The organism is Chryseobacterium piperi (assembly GCF_002285635.2).
GTDB classification, from domain to species: domain Bacteria; phylum Bacteroidota; class Bacteroidia; order Flavobacteriales; family Weeksellaceae; genus Chryseobacterium; species Chryseobacterium piperi.
In genome coordinates, this window is sequence record NZ_CP023049.2 from 1,564,799 (window position 1) to 1,585,259 (window position 20,461).

Below are 20,461 nucleotides of genomic sequence, written 5' to 3' on the forward strand. Positions count from 1 at the left end.
GCTATCCCATAAACTCAAGCACCGCTTCCGTAATATACTTCAGTTGCTCTTCATCCAGCTCTGTATGCATCGGTAAAGAAATCACCTGATCCAAAAGCTTATCTGTATTAACAAAATCTGCATCGTTGCTATCCTGAAAATATGCTTTTTGCTTTCTTAATGCTACCGGATAGTAAATCATAGCCGGTATTTCCTGTTCAGTAAGATATTTCTGTAGATCATTACGTTTTCCGTTTAAGATTCTTAATGTGTATTGATGAAATACATGACTAGAATTTTCCGCTCTCTTCGGTGTTAAAATATCAGGATGGTTGGCAAAAGCCTCATCATAATAATCTGCAGCCTTTCTTCTGGCTTCATTATAAGAATCCAGATTAGGCAATTTTTTTCTTAAAATAGCAGCCTGAATACTATCTAAGCGGGAGTTTACACCAACCTCATCATGATAATATCTTTCATACATCCCATGATTTACAATCCCTCTTAAACGGTGAGCCAATTCGTCATTATTGGTGAAAATAGCTCCACCATCTCCATAACAACCTAAATTTTTAGATGGGAAAAATGAAGTTGTTCCAACCGTAGACATCGTTCCTGCCTGCTTTACTGTTCCGTCAGAGAAAGTATAGTCTGCACCTATTGCCTGTGCGTTATCCTCAATCACATAAAGGTTATTTTCTTCTGCAATTTTTAGTATCTCTTCCATATTGGCACATTGCCCGAAAAGATGCACAGGAATAATAGCTTTCGTTCTCGGAGTAATCGCCTTTTTTATTTGCTCTGTTGAAATCGTGAATGTATCGTAATCTACATCTACTAAAACAGGTTTAAGTTTCAATAAATGAATAACTTCTACAGTAGCTGCAAAAGTAAAATCAGCAGTGATTACCTCATCTCCTTCTTTAAGATCTAAAGCCATCAAAGCAATCTGCAAAGCATCTGTCCCGTTTGCACAAGGAATCACATGCTTCACATCTAAATAAGATTCCAATTCATTCTGGAAGGACTTTACCTCAGGGCCGTTGATAAAGGCCGCTGAATCCATTACATTTAACACTGCATTATCTACATCATTCTTTATTTTGTAATACTGACTTTGCAAGTCAACCATCTGAATTTTTTTCATAAATAAATATTTCCGTAAAAATAAGGAATTTAGTATCCATTCAAAAATTTTATTGATTTTGTTTTAGCTTTAAATAAAATAACTCTACGAAAAAACTCTACTAGTTTGTCTTTGAGCTAATTACTCAATTTCTTTTGCCCAGACAATACTCTTTTTCAAGGACTAAATTAATTAATCTGCCTTTTATGCCAATCCACTATCTGAGCTCACTCAGGAATCATTTCATTAAAAAAAGTTCAGCCTCTCCATTGGAGCGGTTGAACTTTTTATTTTCCCAACAAGTTGATAAGCTATTATCACTTAATGAATATTTTCAATATCATTATGCTGAATTTCTACTCGCATTGATATTTCCAAACAGAGAACGTGTCACTAATTTTTCATAGGCTTCTTTATCTCCCTCTCCTTTCTGAATTTTCATTAAAGCATATTGTTGGATACTCAATAATGGTAATACAATTTTCTCGCGGATTTTTACGGATTTTCGGGAAAGCGGATCTTCTTCCTGGAGCATTGAAAACCCTGTCAGTTCCAGCATAATATCTTTGGAAAGGTTATATTCCTCAAAAAGTACATTCCAGAATTCTCCAAATTTAGTATTGTTTTTGATATAGTAAGTCAGTGGGAAATAAGATTTATTCATACTCATCATGGAGTTTAAAACTAAAGTTTTAAAGAAGTCCGAACCTTTATACAATTCTCTTACTTCTTCAAACCTTCCCTGCTTTTTCATTTCCTCCATAGCAAAGCCAAATCCAAAGAATCCGGGCACATTTTGCTTTAGCTGTGACCATGATCCGACAAACGGAATAGCTCTCAGGTCTTCGAACCTAAGCTCATCTCCATTTCCTCGTTTTGAAGGTCTGCTTCCGATATTTGTTTTTCCATAATACTCGAGTGTACTCATTTCCTGTAAATAAGGTACAAACATAGGATGAGCCTTCAAATCCGAATATTTTTTATAGCTGATTTCAGCCAACTCAGTAATCAGTTTTCTTTCTTTTTCAGTGAGCTCTTTTTTAGCATTCTTAAAGACATCATTTTCAACACCGGCAGTTAAAAGCTGTTCAAAATTATATTTTGCCTGCTCTTTATTTCCGAAAATGCTGGTAATCGTCTGCCCCTGAATGGTTAATTCAATTTTATTATTAGCTATTGTTTTTCCTTGTGAAGCATAGAAATCATGGGTCTTTCCTCCTCCTCTTGCAGGTGGTCCTCCTCTTCCGTCAAAGAACACTACTTTTATTCCATTCTGCTCAGAAAGCTTTGTTAAAACCTCTTTAGCTTTATAAATTTCCCAGTTAGCTTTCAGATATCCCCCATCTTTGGTTCCATCTGAAAAACCAAGCATGATCGTCTGTTGCTGCCCTCTTTTTTCAAGATGCTTTTTATATACTGGATTCTGATAAAGCTCATTCATTACGCTTTCTGCATTGTGAAGCCCTTCCATAGTTTCAAATAACGGAACAATATCCATATTGATATCTTCATCTTTGTAACCACAGATTTTAAAGAATGCATATACATTCATCACATCTTTCACCGCATCAGAATTAGAAATAATATATCGACTCATTCCTCTTAATCCGTTCTGCTCCTGAATTTCTTTAACCTGAGCGACAGTCAGTAAAGTATCTTTTACGATCCCTTCAAAATCCTCAGGATTTACCGGAGTTGATACCTGAATCAATTGATTAAATTTGTCATTTTGGCTGGCATCCGCATCACCATTTATTTTTGCAAAAACCTCATCAATTACCTGCTGATGAATTCTACTGTCCTGACGAACATCCAGGGTAGCGAAGTGAGTCCCGAAAATTTTAACCCGGTCTTTGAAATTGACAATCAGGTCTAAAAACAAAGAATTATGATGGGTAATAAGAATACGCTCAGCTTCCTCTACTCTTTTGAGAATATCTTCAGTGGTCAGTTTCTGATTATTAAAAATGGCTGCATATAATTCATCATTCAACTCCTGCAATACTTCTGAAACGCCACGGAAGCTCAATCTTCTCCTTACATATTTCAGATGACTGTAATATGATTTTAAAATAGCTGAACGGAGCTCTTCCGCAACTCTTTGAGTAACATCTGCTGTCACAAAAGGATTTCCATCACGATCTCCTCCCGGCCAGAATCCAAGTTGAATAATATCTTCATGAAGGTGAAAATGCCCGTTTCCAAAAGTCGTTCTGATTTTCGTAAACAACTCCCCAATGGTATCATAATATACATATCTCAAATAAGAGATGATACTCAGAGCCTCATCAATCGGAGTCGGCTTTTCTTTATTTACAAAAGGAGTTTTTCCCAACTGCTGAAGCAGCATATCAATATTGGTCACAGAATCCGTAGTAATAGCAGATCTTAGATCTTGGATAATCCTTTGTACAGAGCTCGGATAAAACTGGGTCGGGTGTGCAGTAAAAACAACTTTTACAGTAAAGTCTTTTAATTTCTCACGTACCTTTTCAAGCTTATGATCTTGTTGGGAACGTTCAAAAAGATTCGTTACCGTTCCATTATCACTTTCTGAATGCAGGTTAGGGAATGCAGCATCTTCTATACTGTCAAACAAAACCACCTGTCTTTCTATATACTGAATAATTTTAAAAAGCAACTCCAGTTTCTGCTCTTCAGTTTTGAGGTCGGTATGACTTCTGAAAAACTCTTCTACAATTTCTTCAGGAGTTTTTCCAGCTTCATAGCCATTTTTACTTTCCTCATATAAAAACGGGAGAAGCATCCCGATATTAGTCATTTTATCATAAGGCAGACTCATAAATAATGAATTGTAGATCTGAAATTTATTTTCTACAATCTGCCTGAATTTTTCTGCGCGTTGGTCGTGTATCATATAACAAATTTAAATGATTTTGTTTTTAATCCCTGCCTATTTTTATTTAAAATTATAAAATATTCAAGAGAATGAAAATACCCTCATCATTCCGATATTTTTAAAAATTAAAATTAAATGAGTATCTGTTAACCATTTTCAGAGTAACTATATAACAAAAATATCTTCAATCTTGTTTTCCCAATAAAATCTACAACCATGAAATCATCGACAGCCCTTGTAAAAAATATATTGTTGACAATATTAATATTGTTTTCATATCTGCTGTCAGCTCAAAAGACTTCGGACAGTATTGATATCTTCCTTAAGAATAAAATGGAAGAACTCAAAATACCAGGGCTTCAGCTGGCTGTTATCCGGAACGGAAAAACAGAAAAGATCAGTAACTATGGATTTGCCAATATTGAGCATCAATCTCCTATAAAAATAAATACTGTATTTTATAATGAACAGTCCAATTCAAATACTATCATATTAGACTTTCATTTTGTAAATTTGTAAAAACATCAAATCAATGAAAATAATCGTCGCATTTTTTCTGATCACATCCAGTCTGTTCTTTGCTCAGATAAAAGTTCCCGATGATTATAAAAAAATTCCGGATATTCTGGATACTGTCGATTACTTGTATCCTTTTATTGTACCTGATAAAGAATATCAATATTGGAGAGTACTCACCAATGACCCCGACCCTGAAAAAGCTTTACTTTACGAAAGCCAGGCGCCCGATTATATGACCATCAACGAGCCTGCTCCTGAACAGGGATTCTTTCAGAAATGTATCGGCAATAATTGCTTTTCCTATATCCTGGCTTGTAAAAAAGACAGATCGGTTTATTTTTCTAACGAACAAGAGCTAAGGAATTTTATCGGAACTGTTGACAATCTTCCAGAGGCCATTTTAATAGCCAGAACCTACGGCTATTCTATTGATACAAAAAACAAATTTACAGGTTCATATAAAATAGATGATCATTATATTTCTATGTATACTTTGCAATCTAAAGGGTGTCCTGCTACAAAAGAATCTTTTTTACTTAAAATCAATAGAAAAACGGGTAAAATCACGGCAAAAAGCAATGGTATTTATTCAAAGAACGAAGATTGCCCTACGTTATAAAAACAAAAAAGCAAAGCATAAAGATGGAAAAAACCTTGATGCTTTGCTTTTCATAAGTATTCAACTTTCTCAAATATTAACTGCGCCCTGACCAGATGCTATCAGATAAGCTTCCTTCAAAGTTTCAGAATAAGTCGGATGAGCGTAAGAAATGCGGAACATGTCTTCAGCTGTCACTTCATATTCCTGAGCAATAACCCCTTGCGCAATCAGATCAGCTGCTCTCGCTCCTATAATGTGAATTCCTAAAACCTCCCCATATTTGGGATCTACCAGAACTTTAGAGAACCCTTCCGTATCCATTGATGCTCTTGCCCGCGCACTGGCAGAAAACGGAAATTTACCTACCCGGTATTCAATATTGTTATTTTTCAGATATTCTTCCGTGTATCCTACGGAAGCTACTTCAGGCCAGGTATAGACTACCGCTGGAATCCGGCTATAATGGATATGGCGTGTTTGTCCGTTAATCGTTTCCGCAACCAGAACTCCCTCCTCTTCTGCTTTATGAGCCAACATAGCACCTCCAATCACATCACCGATCGCATAAATATGAGATACTGAAGTCTGACATTTTTCATTCACTTTGATAAAACTACGGTCATCTACCTGAACATTGGTGTTATTTAAGCCTAATCCTTCAGTAAAAGGTCTTCTTCCTACAGCTACAAGAACATAATCTGTTTCCAGTTCATTTTCATTACCCTTTTGGTCACGGAAAAATACCCTGGCAGATGAGCCTGTATTTTCGGCTCTATAAACAGATTGTTTCAGGAGTATATCAATACCCTCTTTTTTCAAAATCTTTTGCAGGTTCTTTCCCAGCTCAAGATCCATAGTAGAAATAAGCTGTTCTGCATATTCAAGGATGGTTACTTTTGTACCAATACGGCTGAAAATAGAGGCCATTTCAACACCAATAACTCCACCACCGATGATGGTCATTGTTTTAGGCTGCTCCTGAAGCGAAAGAGCTTCTGTTGATGTGATGATTCTTTTTTTATCTACTGCTACACCAGGGATGGAAGAGGGTTTTGATCCGGTAGCTATAATATAATGTGTAGCTTGAATTGTGTAACTTCCCTCTTTTCCTGTGACTGTAATGGTCTGATCGTCGAGAAATTGAGCTGTACCCTGTAAACGGATTATTTTATTTTTACTCATCAGAAAGTCTAATCCGGATGTATTTTTTGATACTACATCAGATTTTCGTTTATACATTTGTCCAAAATCAATTCCGATTTCACTCAACTTAATTCCATGCTCTTCAAATCGATGATGGGCTTCGGAGTAATGATGAGTACTATCTAATAGTGCTTTAGTCGGAATACAGCCTACATTGGTACAAGTCCCGCCTAAAGTATCGTATTTTTCTATAATTACGGTTTTGTATCCCAACTGTGCGCTTCTTATAGCTGCCACATACCCTCCGGGTCCTGAGCCTATTACGGCAATATCGTAAATTTCCATTGATTGATTAATTTATTTATGTTTAAATTTGCTTGCAAAATAAAAGTAAAATTAAATAAAAACTTTCATTTTGCAAGTATTATTTTTTCTAATTAAAAACTATGAGTAAAAAAAGATCAGATTGCCCCATTAGTTCTTCTCTCGAAATCTGGGGAGATAAATGGTCCTTATTAATCATCAGAGACCTCATGCTCAATAAAGAGTGTACGTATGGTGACTTTCTGAAGGCAGACGAAAAAATTGCTACCAACATTCTGGCTTCCAGATTGCAGCATTTGCTGGAAAACGGCATTATTGATAAAAAAGATCATCCGGATAGTAAATTAAAAATCTTATACCACCTCACAGAAAAAGGGATTGATCTGATTCCGTTGATTGTTGAAATTAATCTTTGGGGAGATAAATATCTGAGCACTCCGGCTGATAAGAAACAACTATTAGAAAATATAAAAAAAGACAAACAGAAATTCATAGAAGCCGCAAGAGCTTATCTTACAGAAAAGTAACCGAATAAATTTCACTGATACCATCTAAATTGGAGAAAATAGTTTAATAATTCAATAGTTTTAATCAAAGAACATCATATTAATTTTAAAACTTTCTTAACTCAGTTTTCACTTTGCATTGCGTAAATTTGGTTTTAAATAAATGACAACAATGTTAAATTTTGAATTTAAAAATCCAACAAAAATACTTTTCGGGAAAGGCGAAATTGCTAAAATTTCAAAGGAAATTCCCAAGGATGCAAAAATATTAATGCTATACGGAGGCGGAAGCATCAAAAGTAATGGTGTTTACGACCAGGTAAAAGAAGCCCTGAAAGATTTCGAATTACATGAATTTAGAGGCATTCCTGCTAATCCGGAGTATGAAGTATTAATCAATGCTTTAGACTTTATTAAAGAGAAAAATATTACATTTCTTCTTGCAGTAGGGGGTGGTTCTGTCATTGACGGAACAAAATTCCTTTCTGCAGCCGCTAACTATAACGGTGAACCATGGGAGATTCTTAAGAAGCCTGTAAGAACTTTTGAGGGAGAAGGAATGCCTTTCGGAAGTATTTTAACACTACCGGCAACGGGTTCAGAAATGAATTCAGGATATGTTATCTCGAGAAGAGAAACCAATGAAAAACTATCTTCAGGAGGTCCCGGACTTTTCCCTGAATTTTCGGTTTTAGATCCGGAAGTAGTAAGATCTATTCCTAAAAGACAGATTGTTAATGGAATCACGGATGCTTACACCCATGTTCTTGAACAATATATGACAGCTCCATCTTCTGCAGATCTTCAGGAGAGAATTGCGGAAAGCATCTTAATCAGTTTACAGGAAACAGCTCCAAAAGTGTTGTCTGATGAGTTTAATTATGATGCAGCAGGTAATTTTATGTGGTGTTGTACGATGGCTCTGAACGGGCTGATCCAAAAAGGTGTCATTACCGATTGGGCTGTTCACGCAATGGGACATGAGCTTACTGCTTATTATGGAATTGACCATGCAAGAACATTAGCAGTTATTGCTCCCTCCCACTACCGTTACAATTTTGAAACCAAGAAAGGAAAATTAGCCCAGTATGCAGAAAGAGTATGGGGGATCACAGAAGGTAGTATTGAAGAAAAAGCAGAAGCTGGAATCAAAAAGCTGGAAGCGTTTTTCCACAGTCTGGACATTCAAACCAAACTTTCTGAATACACTGAAGAATACAAAGGTACTGCAGAAAGAGTGGAAAAAGCCTTTACGGAAAGAAACTGGCTTGGCCTCGGAGAATACAAAAAGTTGACACCGCAGGATGCTTATAAAATTGTAGAAATGAGCTATTAATAATAAAGAAGCTGAAAGCATGAAGTAAGAGGCTGGAATTTTTCAATCAAAAAATTATATTTTTTGTAAACATTTGTTTAAAAAACCTTAATTTCATTACAAATATTTCAAATTTATTTATATTTTAGCATATTCTTAAATTTGCGAAAATGAAAAAACAGCTACTTTTATTTGCCTTTTCAGCGTTAGTGCTTACTTCTTGTGAAGATGATAATATTCAGGCTTACGAACTAGACATGATGAAAGGAGAATGGAAGACGAGTAAAACAGAAATTATCTCCGGAAAAGACAATAAAACTGTAATTACTTCTGAAACTCCGAGTGGATGTAGTGTGAAAAACATTACGACGTTCAGAACTGACTATTTCACATCATTCACTTCTTATTTTGGAGTGGGCGCCGACTGTCAGCAGAATGCTGTAAGTGAAGGAACTTACACTTATAATACTGAAACAAAGGATTTAACCATCACCTATAAGAACAGTGCTGAATTAAAATACAGGGTTGTAATCCTGAACAGCACAGAGCTCAGATTACAGCAGCTTTTTGGAAATATAGACGTCAATGGAGATTCGGTAGTAGATATCAACTACATTACCTATAAAAGATAAAACCACACTCCCGAAAAATTCGGGAGTTTTTTTTGAGATGTGTTTTTAAATAACTGAAATTATTAGAAAAATGAAGAAGATTTTATCAGCATTTCTTTTGCTGACCATTGCCCTTTTCTTTTCACAGGAAAAAAAGCCCATGTTCTGGCAAGACATTCAAAATTTCAAAAAGATAGATAAGGAAACTCCACCTCCAAAAGATGCTATTCTTCTAATCGGAAGTTCATCCTTTACCAAATGGACCGATGTTGCCAGTTATTTTCCTGGCAAAACAATCATCAATAGAGGGTTTGGAGGCTCAAGATTAACTGACCTTAATGATTATGCCGGTGATTTATTGGATCCTTATCAGCCCAAACAGATTATCATCTATTGCGGGGATAATGATTTTGCCGACAACCATGAACTAAAAGCTGACGTAGTAGTAGACCGTTATAAAACTTTTTATCAAAAAATACGTAAAAGATTTCCGGATATTGAAGTTGATTTTATCTCTATAAAATATTCGCCCAGCAGGGAAATGCTTTGGCCGCAAATGAAAGAAACGAACAAAAAAATTAAAGCTTTCATGAAAAAACAAAAACATGCTAAGTATATCGATATTACAAAAGCCATGGAGGATTCCAATGGACATGTTCGTAAAGATATTTTTGTTCAGGACATGCTTCATCTGACTCCGGAAGGATATCAAATTTGGGCTAAGGTAATGGCTCCTTATATGAAATAACCTGGTGAACTATGCCAACGTAAACCATAAAAAAAGCTTCATCTTTAGGATGAAGCTTTTTAATTTTATTTCTTTCTCTTTGATTTTGAAATCGCTTTCTGCTGAGCCCTGTTTACTCCAAACTTCTTTGGTGCTTTTCTTTTAGAAGGACCTCCCCAGTTTTCTTTTTTGTTCTTTTCCTTTTTCTCATGAAAAGCGCCTCCTCCTTCATACAGTTTTACCTGTGCAGGATTTTTCATAATAATCTGCTCTTCTTCGGAAGCGATTTTCTTAGGATTTATTTTAACTCCTTCAGGGAAATCAATAAACTTCAAGTCTTTATCCATTAAAAGCTCGATATCCAGAACTGCACGCTCTTCTTTTTTCGTTACAAACGTAATTGCCTTACCATCTTTATCTGCTCTACCCGTTCTACCAATTCTGTGGATATATTGTTCCGGAACTTCAGGAGTTTCAAAATTGATAACGTGTGTAATGTCAGAAATATCTAATCCTCTAGCCATTACATCGGTAGTGATCAAACCTCTGATTTCTTCATTTTCAAAGCGTTTCATCGCTTTCAGTCTGTAATTCTGAGATTTATTAGAGTGGATTACATCAAATTTGTCAGGGAAAAGCTCATTAATCTTGGTAAACAATACATCAGAATTCTTTTTATTATTGGTAAAGATCAATACTTTAGACATATCGGACTCACTTTTCAATAAGTGCTCCAATAGGTTAATTTTCGTATTGAAATTCTCAACTTTATATCCTGTCTGTTCTATTTTTTCAAGTGGTGTACCCGATTTGGCTAATGAGATTTCAATAGGATTGGCAAAATATTGATCCAGCATTTCATCCACAGCCTCTGTCATGGTTGCAGAGAAAAGGATATTTTGCCTTTTTTCTTTCATCATTTCGAAAATATGCGTTAACTGGGGTCTGAAACCTAAATTAAGCATTTCGTCAAACTCATCAATAATCAGCTTTTGAACTTCTTTCAGGGAAATAGCATTATCAATAGCCAGATCCATTACCCTTCCCGGAGTTCCTACTAAAATATCGCAGCCATTATTAAACAAAAGCTTTTGGGTATTGATATTTTTTCCACCATAGATGCCAATTACTCTTGCAGTAAGATTTTCTGTCAGTTTTTCAACAATTTCCGTTACCTGAACCACCAATTCTCTTGTAGGAACCAATACCAAAACTGTAGGATTTCCTGTTTTATTATATTTCCATTTCTTAAGAACAGGTAATAGATAGGCTAAAGTTTTCCCGGTTCCGGTCTGGGCAATTCCCATGACATCTCTTCCGGAAAGTATTGGCCCGATACTCTTTTCCTGAATAGGAGTCGGTTCGAATAATTCTAAATCAGCTAAAACATCAAGAATTTTGACTGGCAGGTCAAAATCTGCAAAAGTGAGTTTTTCCATTTTGCAAAGATAGGTATTAATAATGATAGTTGAATAAATGGTCGGTGAAGGTAACTGGGTTTAGAGTCAGAGATTCCATATGCGGGTTTCGTGGTCATAACTTTTTGGATACTAATTTTGCTGTAAATTCAATTTTCAACTTGTAATACATGCTATAAATCTAATTCCCGTACTCGTATCTTGCAACTCGCATCCCGTATCTTATATACTAATCGACTTTATTTTCTGGTTACTCTCAATAAAAGTATTATAACCAATATTACTGAAAACATAAACCCTAAAATAGCGATCAAGGACATCTCCCCAATTCTCGGTGGTGTTTCCGAAACAAAAACAATAGCCGTAGCAATCATATTAGCTCCTAAAATCATTGCGAGAATCAGATTAACCGCACTCGATTTAATAATCTGATTGGTCTTATCTATGTTTTTAATCTCGCTGGAAATGGTAAATTTATTTTCGTCCAGTTTTTGTAAGACCGAGCGTAGTTCTTTAGGGATTTCATCTACATTATCCGTAAAATTCATCATCTTATCCATCCCTATTTTTAAAATATTCTTTGGACTGATTTTCTTTTTGAATATTTTTTTTGTGTAAGGATGAAGACTTTTAACAATATCCAGATCAGGGTTGATATTTCTACCCACCCCTTCTATCAAACTGATTCCTTTAAATAAAAGATAAAAATAATCCGGCATATACAGACGGTTATCTTTAAGGATATCTTTCATTTTATTGATTATCACCTGAACATTGATTTCCTGAAGAGAAGAGCTGTGGACAAAATTCAAGATATCTTCCACATCATTTTCGAACCTCCTTTCATCCGGAATTTCATAGCTTATCGCCATTTTCTTAAGATACCGCACTATTTTATGGGGATTTTTAGCCACAAAACTCACAATCAGATCTTCAAGAATTTCTTTGTCATTCGGCTGAATCTTACCTACCGCACCAAAGTCTATAAATACAACCTTTCCATCTCTTTTTACCAAAATATTTCCTGCATGCGGATCCGCATGGAAAAATCCGAAATCTAAAATCTGAGAAACAAATAACCTCAATCCTACTTCTGAAATTTTAACCGGATCAATATCATTGGCTAAAAGTTCAACTTTATCAGTAACCTTGATTCCATCAATAAATTCCATACAAAGAACATTATTGTTGGAAAATTCTTCATAGATTTTAGGAACGTAGGTTTCTTTGTTATTTTTAAAATTTCGGGAAAACTGAAGGATATTATTTTTTTCGTTGATCAATGAAACCTCTTCCAGTAAGGATTTTTCAAAAGTAGAGATGGCCTGTTTAAGATTAAGCTTCTCCCCTATTTCAGAATAAGAGGAAACGATCTTTTCCAAATCTTTAATTAAAAGGAGATCATCTTCAATAACGGTTTGTACATCCCCTTTTTTAATTTTCAAAATAACTTCTGAGCCATCCAATAAAGTGGCTTTGTAAACCTGCGCAATAGAAGCAGTGGCCAAAGGCTTGTGCTGAACCTTCTGAAAATGATCTTTAACGGAAATATTAAATTCATTTTCAAGGATATCCTCAACATTCATATCTACAGTTTCCACCTTATCCTGAAGCTTCTGCAGCTCCTGGATCATTTCCGGAGGAAGCAAGTCCTCTCTATTACTGAATGTCTGACCAAGCTTAACAAAAGTAGGTCCCAGCTCTTCGAGCACCAGCCTGATCCTTTCATAAACGGTCCCCTTGGATACAATTTCATCAGCACTTCCGGAATCCAGATCCTGCTTACTTCCTCCATTCATTCTCGCCAACATGTCTTTAAACCCATATTTACTCAATACAGAGATCAACCTGGCAGACCTTTTCAATTTTCGTTGTTGCTTATCAAACATATTATAAAAATAAGTAATGGCAAGATACCTCCAAAAACTGTTCCTATGCGATATTTAAAATAATAATCTGAGAAAAAAATTATCGTTTACGGTTATCTGCTTGTTTTTTTTATCTTTATAAAGTACAATAAATTACAAACTAATCCGTAAAATATTACAAAATGAAAAATTTACAAGGTAAAAAATTATCAAGAGAAGCATTGAAAAATGTTTCAGGAAGTGGAATCATTATTGGTGACAATTGCTCATATCAATGCTGCCCTACTGATGGTAGACCAACATGTCCAGGATTGATCTGCCCGGCTGTGATTTGTCCACAATAAGCATCAATTCTTTTTAATTGAAAATTAAAAAAGCCAAAATGTATTTTACATTCTGGCTTTTTATTATTTCAGATAAGTCTCATACAAATCATTCCGTCTATCCTTCAGAACCTGAACGGAACCATTATAGTGAAGATCTTTTAATAGATTTAAATCAACATCCACAATTAAAGTCATTTCCGTATTCGGAGTCGCTTCTCCTTTTACGGCGTTGGATGGAAAGGCAAAATCAGAAGGTGTAAACACAGCAGCCTGTCCAAACTGAATGTCCATATTATTGACTCCCGGTAAATTTCCTACACAGCCGGCAATGGCTACATAACATTCATTTTCAATTGCTCTTGCTGCAGCACAATGACGAACCCTCATGTAGGCATTCTGTGTATCTGTAAGATAAGGTACAAATAAAACTTTCATCCCCTGATCGGCCAGAATCCTCGGAAGTTCCGGAAATTCTACATCATAACAAATTACCAATCCTATTTTTCCACAATCGGTGTCAAATACTCTGATTTCATTTCCACCTTTCATTCCGTAGTACTTCCTTTCATTAGGTGTAATATGGATTTTACGATACTCATCAATGCGTCCATCACGGTGAAGCAGGTAGCTTACATTATACAGGTCATTGTTATCAGAATCAAAAACCGGCATACTTCCGGAAATAATATTCACATTATAGCTGATTGCCAGTTCCGATATTTTTACCTTGATCTGATCGGTCAGCTTAGCGAGCTCAATCATACTATCTCTTTCCGAAAGCTTATTAAATGGTGCCAGTAAAGGCGTATTGAAAAGCTCCGGGAAAAGTACAAAATCAGATTTATAATCTCCCATCACATTTACAAAAAACTCCACTTGTTCGTAAAAAGCATCAATATCTTTAAAATGCCTCATCTGCCACTGTACCAATCCCAGTCGTATAATACTGTCCTGCATGGTATTTGGATTTTTACTATAATAGATATTATTCCATTGTAGCAAAACTGCATTTTCCTTGGAAGACTCATCTTCGGGAAGGTATTTCTTTAAAACTTTTATGGGTAAGAAATTATTAGAAAGCTGGAAAGACAAAACAGGATCATAAATCTCTTTATCTCTCACCATTCTAATATAATCTCTTGTTGAAAGCTTATCGCTATACTTATGGTAATTAGGAATTCTTCCGCCAAGAATAATCGATTTCAGATTCAGCTGCTCACATAATTCTTTTCTCGCATCATATAATCTCCTCCCTAATCGCAGTTCACGATATTCTGGATCTACAAAAACTTCTATTCCATACAATACGTTTCCGGTAGATAAATGGGTATTAAAAGTATAATTTCCGGTAATATCACTATAGGTATGATCATCCCCGAATTCATCATAATTTACAATAATCGAAAGGGCAACTGCTGCCAGCTTTCCATCTACTGTAATACAGATCTGACCTTTAGGAAATATTTTAGTAAGCTTTTCAATGCTTTTTTTGGACCATACATATTCTGACATCTGAGGATAAGCCCGTCGCATGGTTTCCACCAATTCATCATAATCCTTAGCATTTAAGGTCCGTGTATCTACTTGCATTTGATATAAATTTTATTAAATTTAAGGAAAATAAATCAATTTATAAACCGAACATTCTTATTCCAGAAATTTTTTCAAAGTATAGATTCCTATTGTTTACTGCATTCTCTAATATAAATCAAGTTATCCTATCTCCATTTAACATTCTTTTTATCACGACAAGTTCTGTCGCTTTATCCTGCTATTTTGTATCCATTGATAAGATTTTAATTAAAAATTAATTTATAAATCTTTTGATAGTGAACTAAAAAACTTATTTTGCGACAAAATTAAAAAAATACAAAGTATGAAGAAACTCTACATGAGTGCATTTTCGACATGTACCCTTCTGAGCCTTTCAGCTCAGGATATTCTCTGGCAGAAAAATATCCAATCGTCTACCCAGGATTTTTTGAGCCAGGTAACAACAACTATTGATCAGCAATATTTAATTACAGGAAGTAGTATTCAGGCTGGAAGCCCGAAGATGGGAGCTGGAAGTACTACCGGGCAGAATAACGGGTACGATTTTCATTTGGTGAAGCTCAATCAACAGGGAGAACAGGTTTGGGAGAAATACTTCTCAGGAAATAATCATGATTATCTATCTGCAACGGTGAATACCCAGGAAGGAGGAGCGCTTCTAGCAGGAACCTCATATTCAGGTAAGGGTCTTGATAAAAAAGAAGATTCCAAAGGCGGATCCGATATCTGGCTGATTAGAATCAATGAATTCGGAGATGAATTATGGCAGAAAACATTAGGGACAATTGCTGATGAAGAAGCCAGAACTGTTATTCAAACCACGGATTTAGGATTCTTTGTAGCCGGTAATGTACAAAATGCCTCTAAAGGTTATGGCTCCAAAGATGTGTGGATCATCAGGCTTGATAAAGACGGAAAAGAAATTTCACAACTGATTTTAGGTGCGAGAGGACTAGATGAAGTAGAGAAAATGATTCCTACAAAAGATGGCGGTGCGTTGGTAGGGATTTACTCACGCAGCGAAGCTGTGAATATGAGTAATCAGCAATCAGTAATGGGTAATGAAAAAGAGATGATCTCCAATTCAAAAGCTGATCGTTCTACTATTACTAATCACTCATTACCCATTACTTATCAATCCAAAACCACTGAGAATTTCGGAGAAGGTGATTACTGGATCGTAAAGTTGAGCAAAGATGGAAAAGTTGAATGGGAAAAGAACTTTGGAGGAAAAGGAGATGATCATGTAAGAACCCTTGCTTTAACTTCAAGCGGATATATGATCGGTGGAGAGTCCAGATCTGAGAGATCAGGAAACAAAACGGTAGGAATTGAAGAGGGTACCGACCTCTGGTTAATATCTCTTGACGAAAGAGGAACTGAACAATGGCAGAAATCTTACAATTTGGGAAACAGAGATGTTTTGATGGGGATGAATATAATAGGTGGGAAGCAGGAAGATGGAAGCGGGAAGTCGTCAACCAAAGGAATATTGTTGGGTGGATATACCCAGGCAGAAGGAAGAATAGAATCTAATGATGAAACCTTCTGGATGCTGTATTTGAATCAGGATGGAAATGAACAGTGGAGAAAGCATGTTAAAGGAAAGGAGAAGAAAAAAGAGGAAAGACTTTCAGATTTAAAATTAAATAAAGATGGCTCGATCATCCTGGCAGGAACCAGTGCAGAGGAATTAGGAAAGGAGAACTGGAAGATTGTGAAGTTAGGAGACAAACAGCTTGATCAGTTAATTGAAAAGCAAGACATTAAAATCTACCCGAATCCGGTATCTGACTTTGCATATGTGGAGATTGGATTTGAAGGTTTGAAAGCTGGATTGTTTGAGGCTGAGATTGCCGTATATGATATGAGTGGGAGACAATTACAGAGCGTGAAAACAAAGAACAGAGTGACTAAGCTGAATACCCAGAGCCTGATTCAGGGGGCTTACCTGGTGACTGTAAAAACGGATACGAATAAAACAGCGAATGCTAAACTAATCAAGAAATAATATGATAAACAAGAGAATAATGCCTTTTATTTTTTTATTAGGCTTTTTAAATATTTATGCACAAAGTAATAACGATTCTTTTTATTTTTTTAAAAATCTACCGACCTCTCCTTCTACAGCTAGATTCTTAAGATATGGAGATATACAAAACTCAGAATTTACTGGAACCAATGCTCCTAAAATCCCACTTTATACTGTTGAAGAAGGAGATATCAAGCTCCCACTAACATTAGATTACATTTCTGGAAATGGAATCAAAGTAGCAGATGAAGCTTCCAGTGTAGGATTAGGCTGGAATATAGGTTTCCCAGCTATTGTACAGTCTGTAATAGGTGAAGATGATTTTGATTATAATATCGAACATTTAAAAATTGATTTACATTATCAAAAAGCACCGTGGCCAGCATTAGGGTATAATAGTAAGTATTTAGAATCTAAAGGAGGAAAACAACAACCATCGGACTACATTGAACAACCAGAAATAGGCAAGTATACTTATTATTATTCTATTCATCATACTTTACCAGTTAATGGATTCTTTAAAACGTTCGCCAATGATAGACCTTATGATGCTTCACCGGACATATTTTCAGTCAATATATTTGGAGAAAAACTGGAATTTTTTATTTCAAATCATAAAGACCTGAATACTGCTAATGCGGTACCGCAATTTACGTCTTTAAAAAAAGGATATAGAATTTCATTTAATAAAGCAACTTCAACATTTAATATTACCAATCCAAAAGGGCTTACTTTTACATTTGGTAGAGTTGAAGAAGTTAAATTCATTAATGTTAGCAATAGAAATTATGTGCTTACAGGAATTAGAGATAAAAATAATAAGGCTCTAACCATAGAATACAACCAATATAACAATGTAAGAAACTTTATTCCCAATTCAAAAAACTTGAATTACAATCAAGAAGTTACAGCCAATTATACATATTGTGAAGGTATTCCACTATACTACCTCAATGATAATTATGTAGCATCCACAAAACTCAATGGAGTTGACTCTGTACCATGGGCATTCCAGACAGCAGGAGTTGGTAATTACCTAATATCTATTTCACCAGACTTTCTTACTGTTCAAAACTATTTACAAATTTCAAAAATATCGGGGGAGTTTGGAAGCTTAAATTTTCTTTATACAAACAGAGAAGATTTTCCCACTGCTAAACTTTCGAAAATCACTTTAAAAAATAATATTAATGTTGATATTAAAAATATTGATTTTGAATATGATTATGTGGTAGCAGAAAATAGTCCCCTTAAAAGTGCTCGTGCAGATCTTTTTGATGACAATAGAATGAGAAAAAGACTTTTCTTAAGAAGCTTAAGCATCAATCAAAATGAAAATTATACGTTTGCTTATAAAAATGAAAACATGCTGCCTAGAAAAGATTCTTATGCAGTGGATTACTGGGGGTATGCAAATGGAGGGATCAATAACAAAACTTATTTTTTAAATCCTACTGATTTTACAGGTTCTAGCCTTCCAATTACTGATCTTAATAACAATAAGAAGCAAGCAGATAGTTATTATACAACAGCAGGAATTTTGGATCGAATTAATTATCCCACACGAGGATTTTCAGAATTTAATTATGAACTGAATTCCTCTAGTAATTTATTTTCTACTTATAACCCCTCTGCAATAAAGAATGGAAAGGGTATTCGTCTTGAAAGCCAAACCAATTATGACTTTGATGCCAATGTTGTTGATAAAACAAAATTTGTTTATGATGAAGGGTACTCAACTAATCCTTTACATCTAATAACAGAATATACTACAAAATATATCCAATCAAATGCCAATCAAATTTTTGCAACAAGATTAGTCTCAATCAATTCCACCAATAATTATAGTGTTTCACCACTCTCTTCAGGAGATTTTGTAGCATATAAAAAAGTTACCAAAGTAGAAGTGGAGAACTCAGGAAATAATAAAGGTAAAATCATTTCTAATTATAGCATTAATCCCGATGCCTTTTATCAATTCTTTACTTATCAATTGCAAATTTCAATACCACGGACAAAAGCAGCAGGAGTAGAAAATGGAATGTTATTATCACAAGAATTTATCAATGCAAATAATCAGACTGTTCGAAAAATAATTAATAATTATAATACCGTATATTCCGATATCTTTTATGGTACTATGTTTACTCCAGTAAATGAATCCCTATTTCTTTGTACCAATATGACAGGGGGACCAACTGCAGGTTTCGGAATTAGAACTTTATCAATTGTTTCTCATTTTCCCATATTTTCAAAAGAAAGTCTATTATCTGACACCACAGTAACCGAATTTTTTGGAAATCAACAAGTGACTAATAAAACAAATTATTTATATAATTCTGATAACTTTCTAGAACAAAAATCAGTTTTAACAAGCGGCCAAGATCAGATTACTGAAAACTATTTGTATACGTCTCAAATACCAAGACTTCAACAAGCCAATATTTTATCCGAAAATATAGGTAAAAACATTTCTAAAAATGGGAAACAGATATTTGGTCAGGTTTCCAGGTATCAAAATAATTCACATTATAATCCCACTTCAATTTTACAATATGATCTTTTAGCCAATTCTTTTTTTATTGAAGGGACCTATGATTTATATGATAAAAATAATTTATTACAGTATACCGCTAAGGATGGAACTCCTACAACAGTTTTATGGGGATATAGAAATACTTTACCTATTGCCAAAGTTGAGGGGGCAAGCTACAGCCAAATAATGCAAGCTTTTGGATTGAATGGAAATAGCTCTAATTCATATTTACAACTGGATATTGTTAAAAAATCAAATTTAGATATTAATGATACTACCGAAGAAAATATGATTTCAGCTCTAGATAATTTTAGAAATAAATCAGAACTTAAAGACTTTCAAATAACCACTTATACCTACGATCCGTTGGTTGGTGTTAAAACAATCATTCAACCTTCAGGGATTAGAGAATATTACAAATATGATTCATCCAATAGACTTAAGCAAATACTAAATGATGAGAATAAAATTATAAAAGAATTTTCTTATAACTACTCTCCATTAAGATATTATAACTCTGAACGAAGTAAAACTTTTGTGAAAAATTGCGGCAATAATGCCACTGGTACTTCATTTACATATGTGGTACATGCCAACAAATATGTATCGATGATCAGTCAACAAGACGCGGATTCACAAGCGATTAATGACATTAATGTAAATGGGCAAAATGCTGCTAATAGCGACCCTAATGGAACATGTACATATATTAGCTGTGATATTAAATTTAATGTTTCAGGAGGAGGGGGAATCTCACTTGCTAACCATACAAATTATAAAGTAGCGTTAAGTTTTTCATCAGGGTTCGATTTACCTTGGAAAACTACAGGAGTTTTAGTAGGTACAATTAATGGAAATTGCAGACCGTCAGTCGAGAGAACATCTGGTGCATATAATCAAGGAGTTTGGACCATCATCATTAAAACTAATGGGGATATAATTGCAAAGAAAGTAGAAGGAACAGCTCCAAACAACACTACTTATAATCTAGAATTTACATATCCAACCAATTAACA

The 20,461-nt window shown here is 34.9% G+C and carries 15 protein-coding genes; 9 read left to right on the plus strand and 6 right to left on the minus strand.

All coding sequences use genetic code 11. The annotated features are described in order from the left end of the window. Position 1: 1 nt before the first annotated feature. The gene (locus CJF12_RS06880) at positions 2–1,126 is read right to left on the minus strand and encodes a DegT/DnrJ/EryC1/StrS family aminotransferase (RefSeq protein ID WP_034683294.1); all 1,125 of its coding nucleotides are present in this window, start codon (positions 1,124–1,126) and stop codon (positions 2–4) included. A 322-nt stretch (positions 1,127–1,448) separates the two neighbouring features. Next, positions 1,449–3,983, minus strand: coding sequence for a phosphoenolpyruvate carboxylase (locus tag CJF12_RS06885; protein WP_034683299.1), 2,535 nt, complete (start codon positions 3,981–3,983; stop codon positions 1,449–1,451). 198 nt (positions 3,984–4,181) lie between these two features. Here CJF12_RS06885 and CJF12_RS06890 point away from each other — a divergent pair, with 198 nt between their 5' ends. Both CJF12_RS06890 and CJF12_RS06895 read left to right on the plus strand, forming a co-directional pair. Next, complete coding sequence (locus CJF12_RS06890) at positions 4,182–4,484, plus strand: serine hydrolase (RefSeq protein WP_034683305.1); 303 nt, start codon at positions 4,182–4,184, stop codon at positions 4,482–4,484. A 13-nt stretch (positions 4,485–4,497) separates the two neighbouring features. Continuing rightward, positions 4,498–5,103 (plus strand): hypothetical protein, encoded by a 606-nt coding sequence (locus tag CJF12_RS06895; RefSeq protein WP_034683308.1) that lies wholly within the window; start codon positions 4,498–4,500, stop codon positions 5,101–5,103. Positions 5,104–5,172: 69 nt separating this feature from the next. On the opposite strand, the gene lpdA is transcribed toward CJF12_RS06895, so the two are convergent. Then, positions 5,173–6,573 carry a dihydrolipoyl dehydrogenase gene (lpdA, locus tag CJF12_RS06900; RefSeq protein ID WP_084675620.1) on the minus strand — a complete coding sequence of 467 codons (1,401 nt, stop codon included), beginning with the start codon at positions 6,571–6,573 and terminating at the stop codon, positions 5,173–5,175. A 101-nt stretch (positions 6,574–6,674) separates the two neighbouring features. Between lpdA and CJF12_RS06905 the strand changes: the two genes are divergently transcribed. The 4 genes from CJF12_RS06905 (at position 6,675) to CJF12_RS06920 (ending at position 9,732) form a co-directional block, all read left to right on the plus strand. Continuing rightward, entirely contained in the window at positions 6,675–7,079 is a 405-nt protein-coding gene (locus CJF12_RS06905) for a winged helix-turn-helix transcriptional regulator (RefSeq protein WP_034683310.1), read from the plus strand. 151 nt (positions 7,080–7,230) lie between these two features. Next, complete coding sequence (locus tag CJF12_RS06910; protein WP_034683313.1) at positions 7,231–8,394, plus strand: iron-containing alcohol dehydrogenase; 1,164 nt, start codon at positions 7,231–7,233, stop codon at positions 8,392–8,394. A 149-nt stretch (positions 8,395–8,543) separates the two neighbouring features. Then, positions 8,544–9,005, plus strand: coding sequence for a lipocalin-like domain-containing protein (locus tag CJF12_RS06915; RefSeq protein WP_034683316.1), 462 nt, complete (start codon positions 8,544–8,546; stop codon positions 9,003–9,005). A 70-nt stretch (positions 9,006–9,075) separates the two neighbouring features. Next, positions 9,076–9,732 (plus strand): GDSL-type esterase/lipase family protein, encoded by a 657-nt coding sequence (locus CJF12_RS06920; RefSeq protein WP_034683321.1) that lies wholly within the window; start codon positions 9,076–9,078, stop codon positions 9,730–9,732. A 65-nt stretch (positions 9,733–9,797) separates the two neighbouring features. Here CJF12_RS06920 and CJF12_RS06925 read toward each other — a convergent pair whose 3' ends face one another. Both CJF12_RS06925 and CJF12_RS06930 read right to left on the minus strand, forming a co-directional pair. Further along, on the minus strand, positions 9,798–11,150 hold the full coding sequence (locus CJF12_RS06925; RefSeq protein WP_034683324.1) for a DEAD/DEAH box helicase: 1,353 nt from the start codon (positions 11,148–11,150) through the stop codon (positions 9,798–9,800). A gap of 218 nt (positions 11,151–11,368) precedes the next feature. After that, complete coding sequence (locus CJF12_RS06930; RefSeq protein ID WP_034683327.1) at positions 11,369–13,018, minus strand: ABC1 kinase family protein; 1,650 nt, start codon at positions 13,016–13,018, stop codon at positions 11,369–11,371. A gap of 161 nt (positions 13,019–13,179) precedes the next feature. Here CJF12_RS06930 and CJF12_RS20020 point away from each other — a divergent pair, with 161 nt between their 5' ends. Continuing rightward, positions 13,180–13,341: a hypothetical protein gene (locus CJF12_RS20020; protein ID WP_165569114.1), complete on the plus strand. Its 162-nt coding sequence runs from the start codon at positions 13,180–13,182 to the stop codon at positions 13,339–13,341. A gap of 63 nt (positions 13,342–13,404) precedes the next feature. On the opposite strand, the gene CJF12_RS06935 is transcribed toward CJF12_RS20020, so the two are convergent. Beyond that, positions 13,405–14,913: a bifunctional GNAT family N-acetyltransferase/carbon-nitrogen hydrolase family protein gene (locus tag CJF12_RS06935; protein WP_034683329.1), complete on the minus strand. Its 1,509-nt coding sequence runs from the start codon at positions 14,911–14,913 to the stop codon at positions 13,405–13,407. Between the two features lie 286 nt (positions 14,914–15,199). Here CJF12_RS06935 and CJF12_RS06940 point away from each other — a divergent pair, with 286 nt between their 5' ends. After that, positions 15,200–16,888: a T9SS type A sorting domain-containing protein gene (locus CJF12_RS06940; protein WP_095591083.1), complete on the plus strand. Its 1,689-nt coding sequence runs from the start codon at positions 15,200–15,202 to the stop codon at positions 16,886–16,888. Between the two features lie 19 nt (positions 16,889–16,907). After that, on the plus strand, positions 16,908–20,459 hold the full coding sequence (locus CJF12_RS06945; protein WP_095591084.1) for a DUF5977 domain-containing protein: 3,552 nt from the start codon (positions 16,908–16,910) through the stop codon (positions 20,457–20,459). Positions 20,460–20,461: the final 2 nt, after the last annotated feature.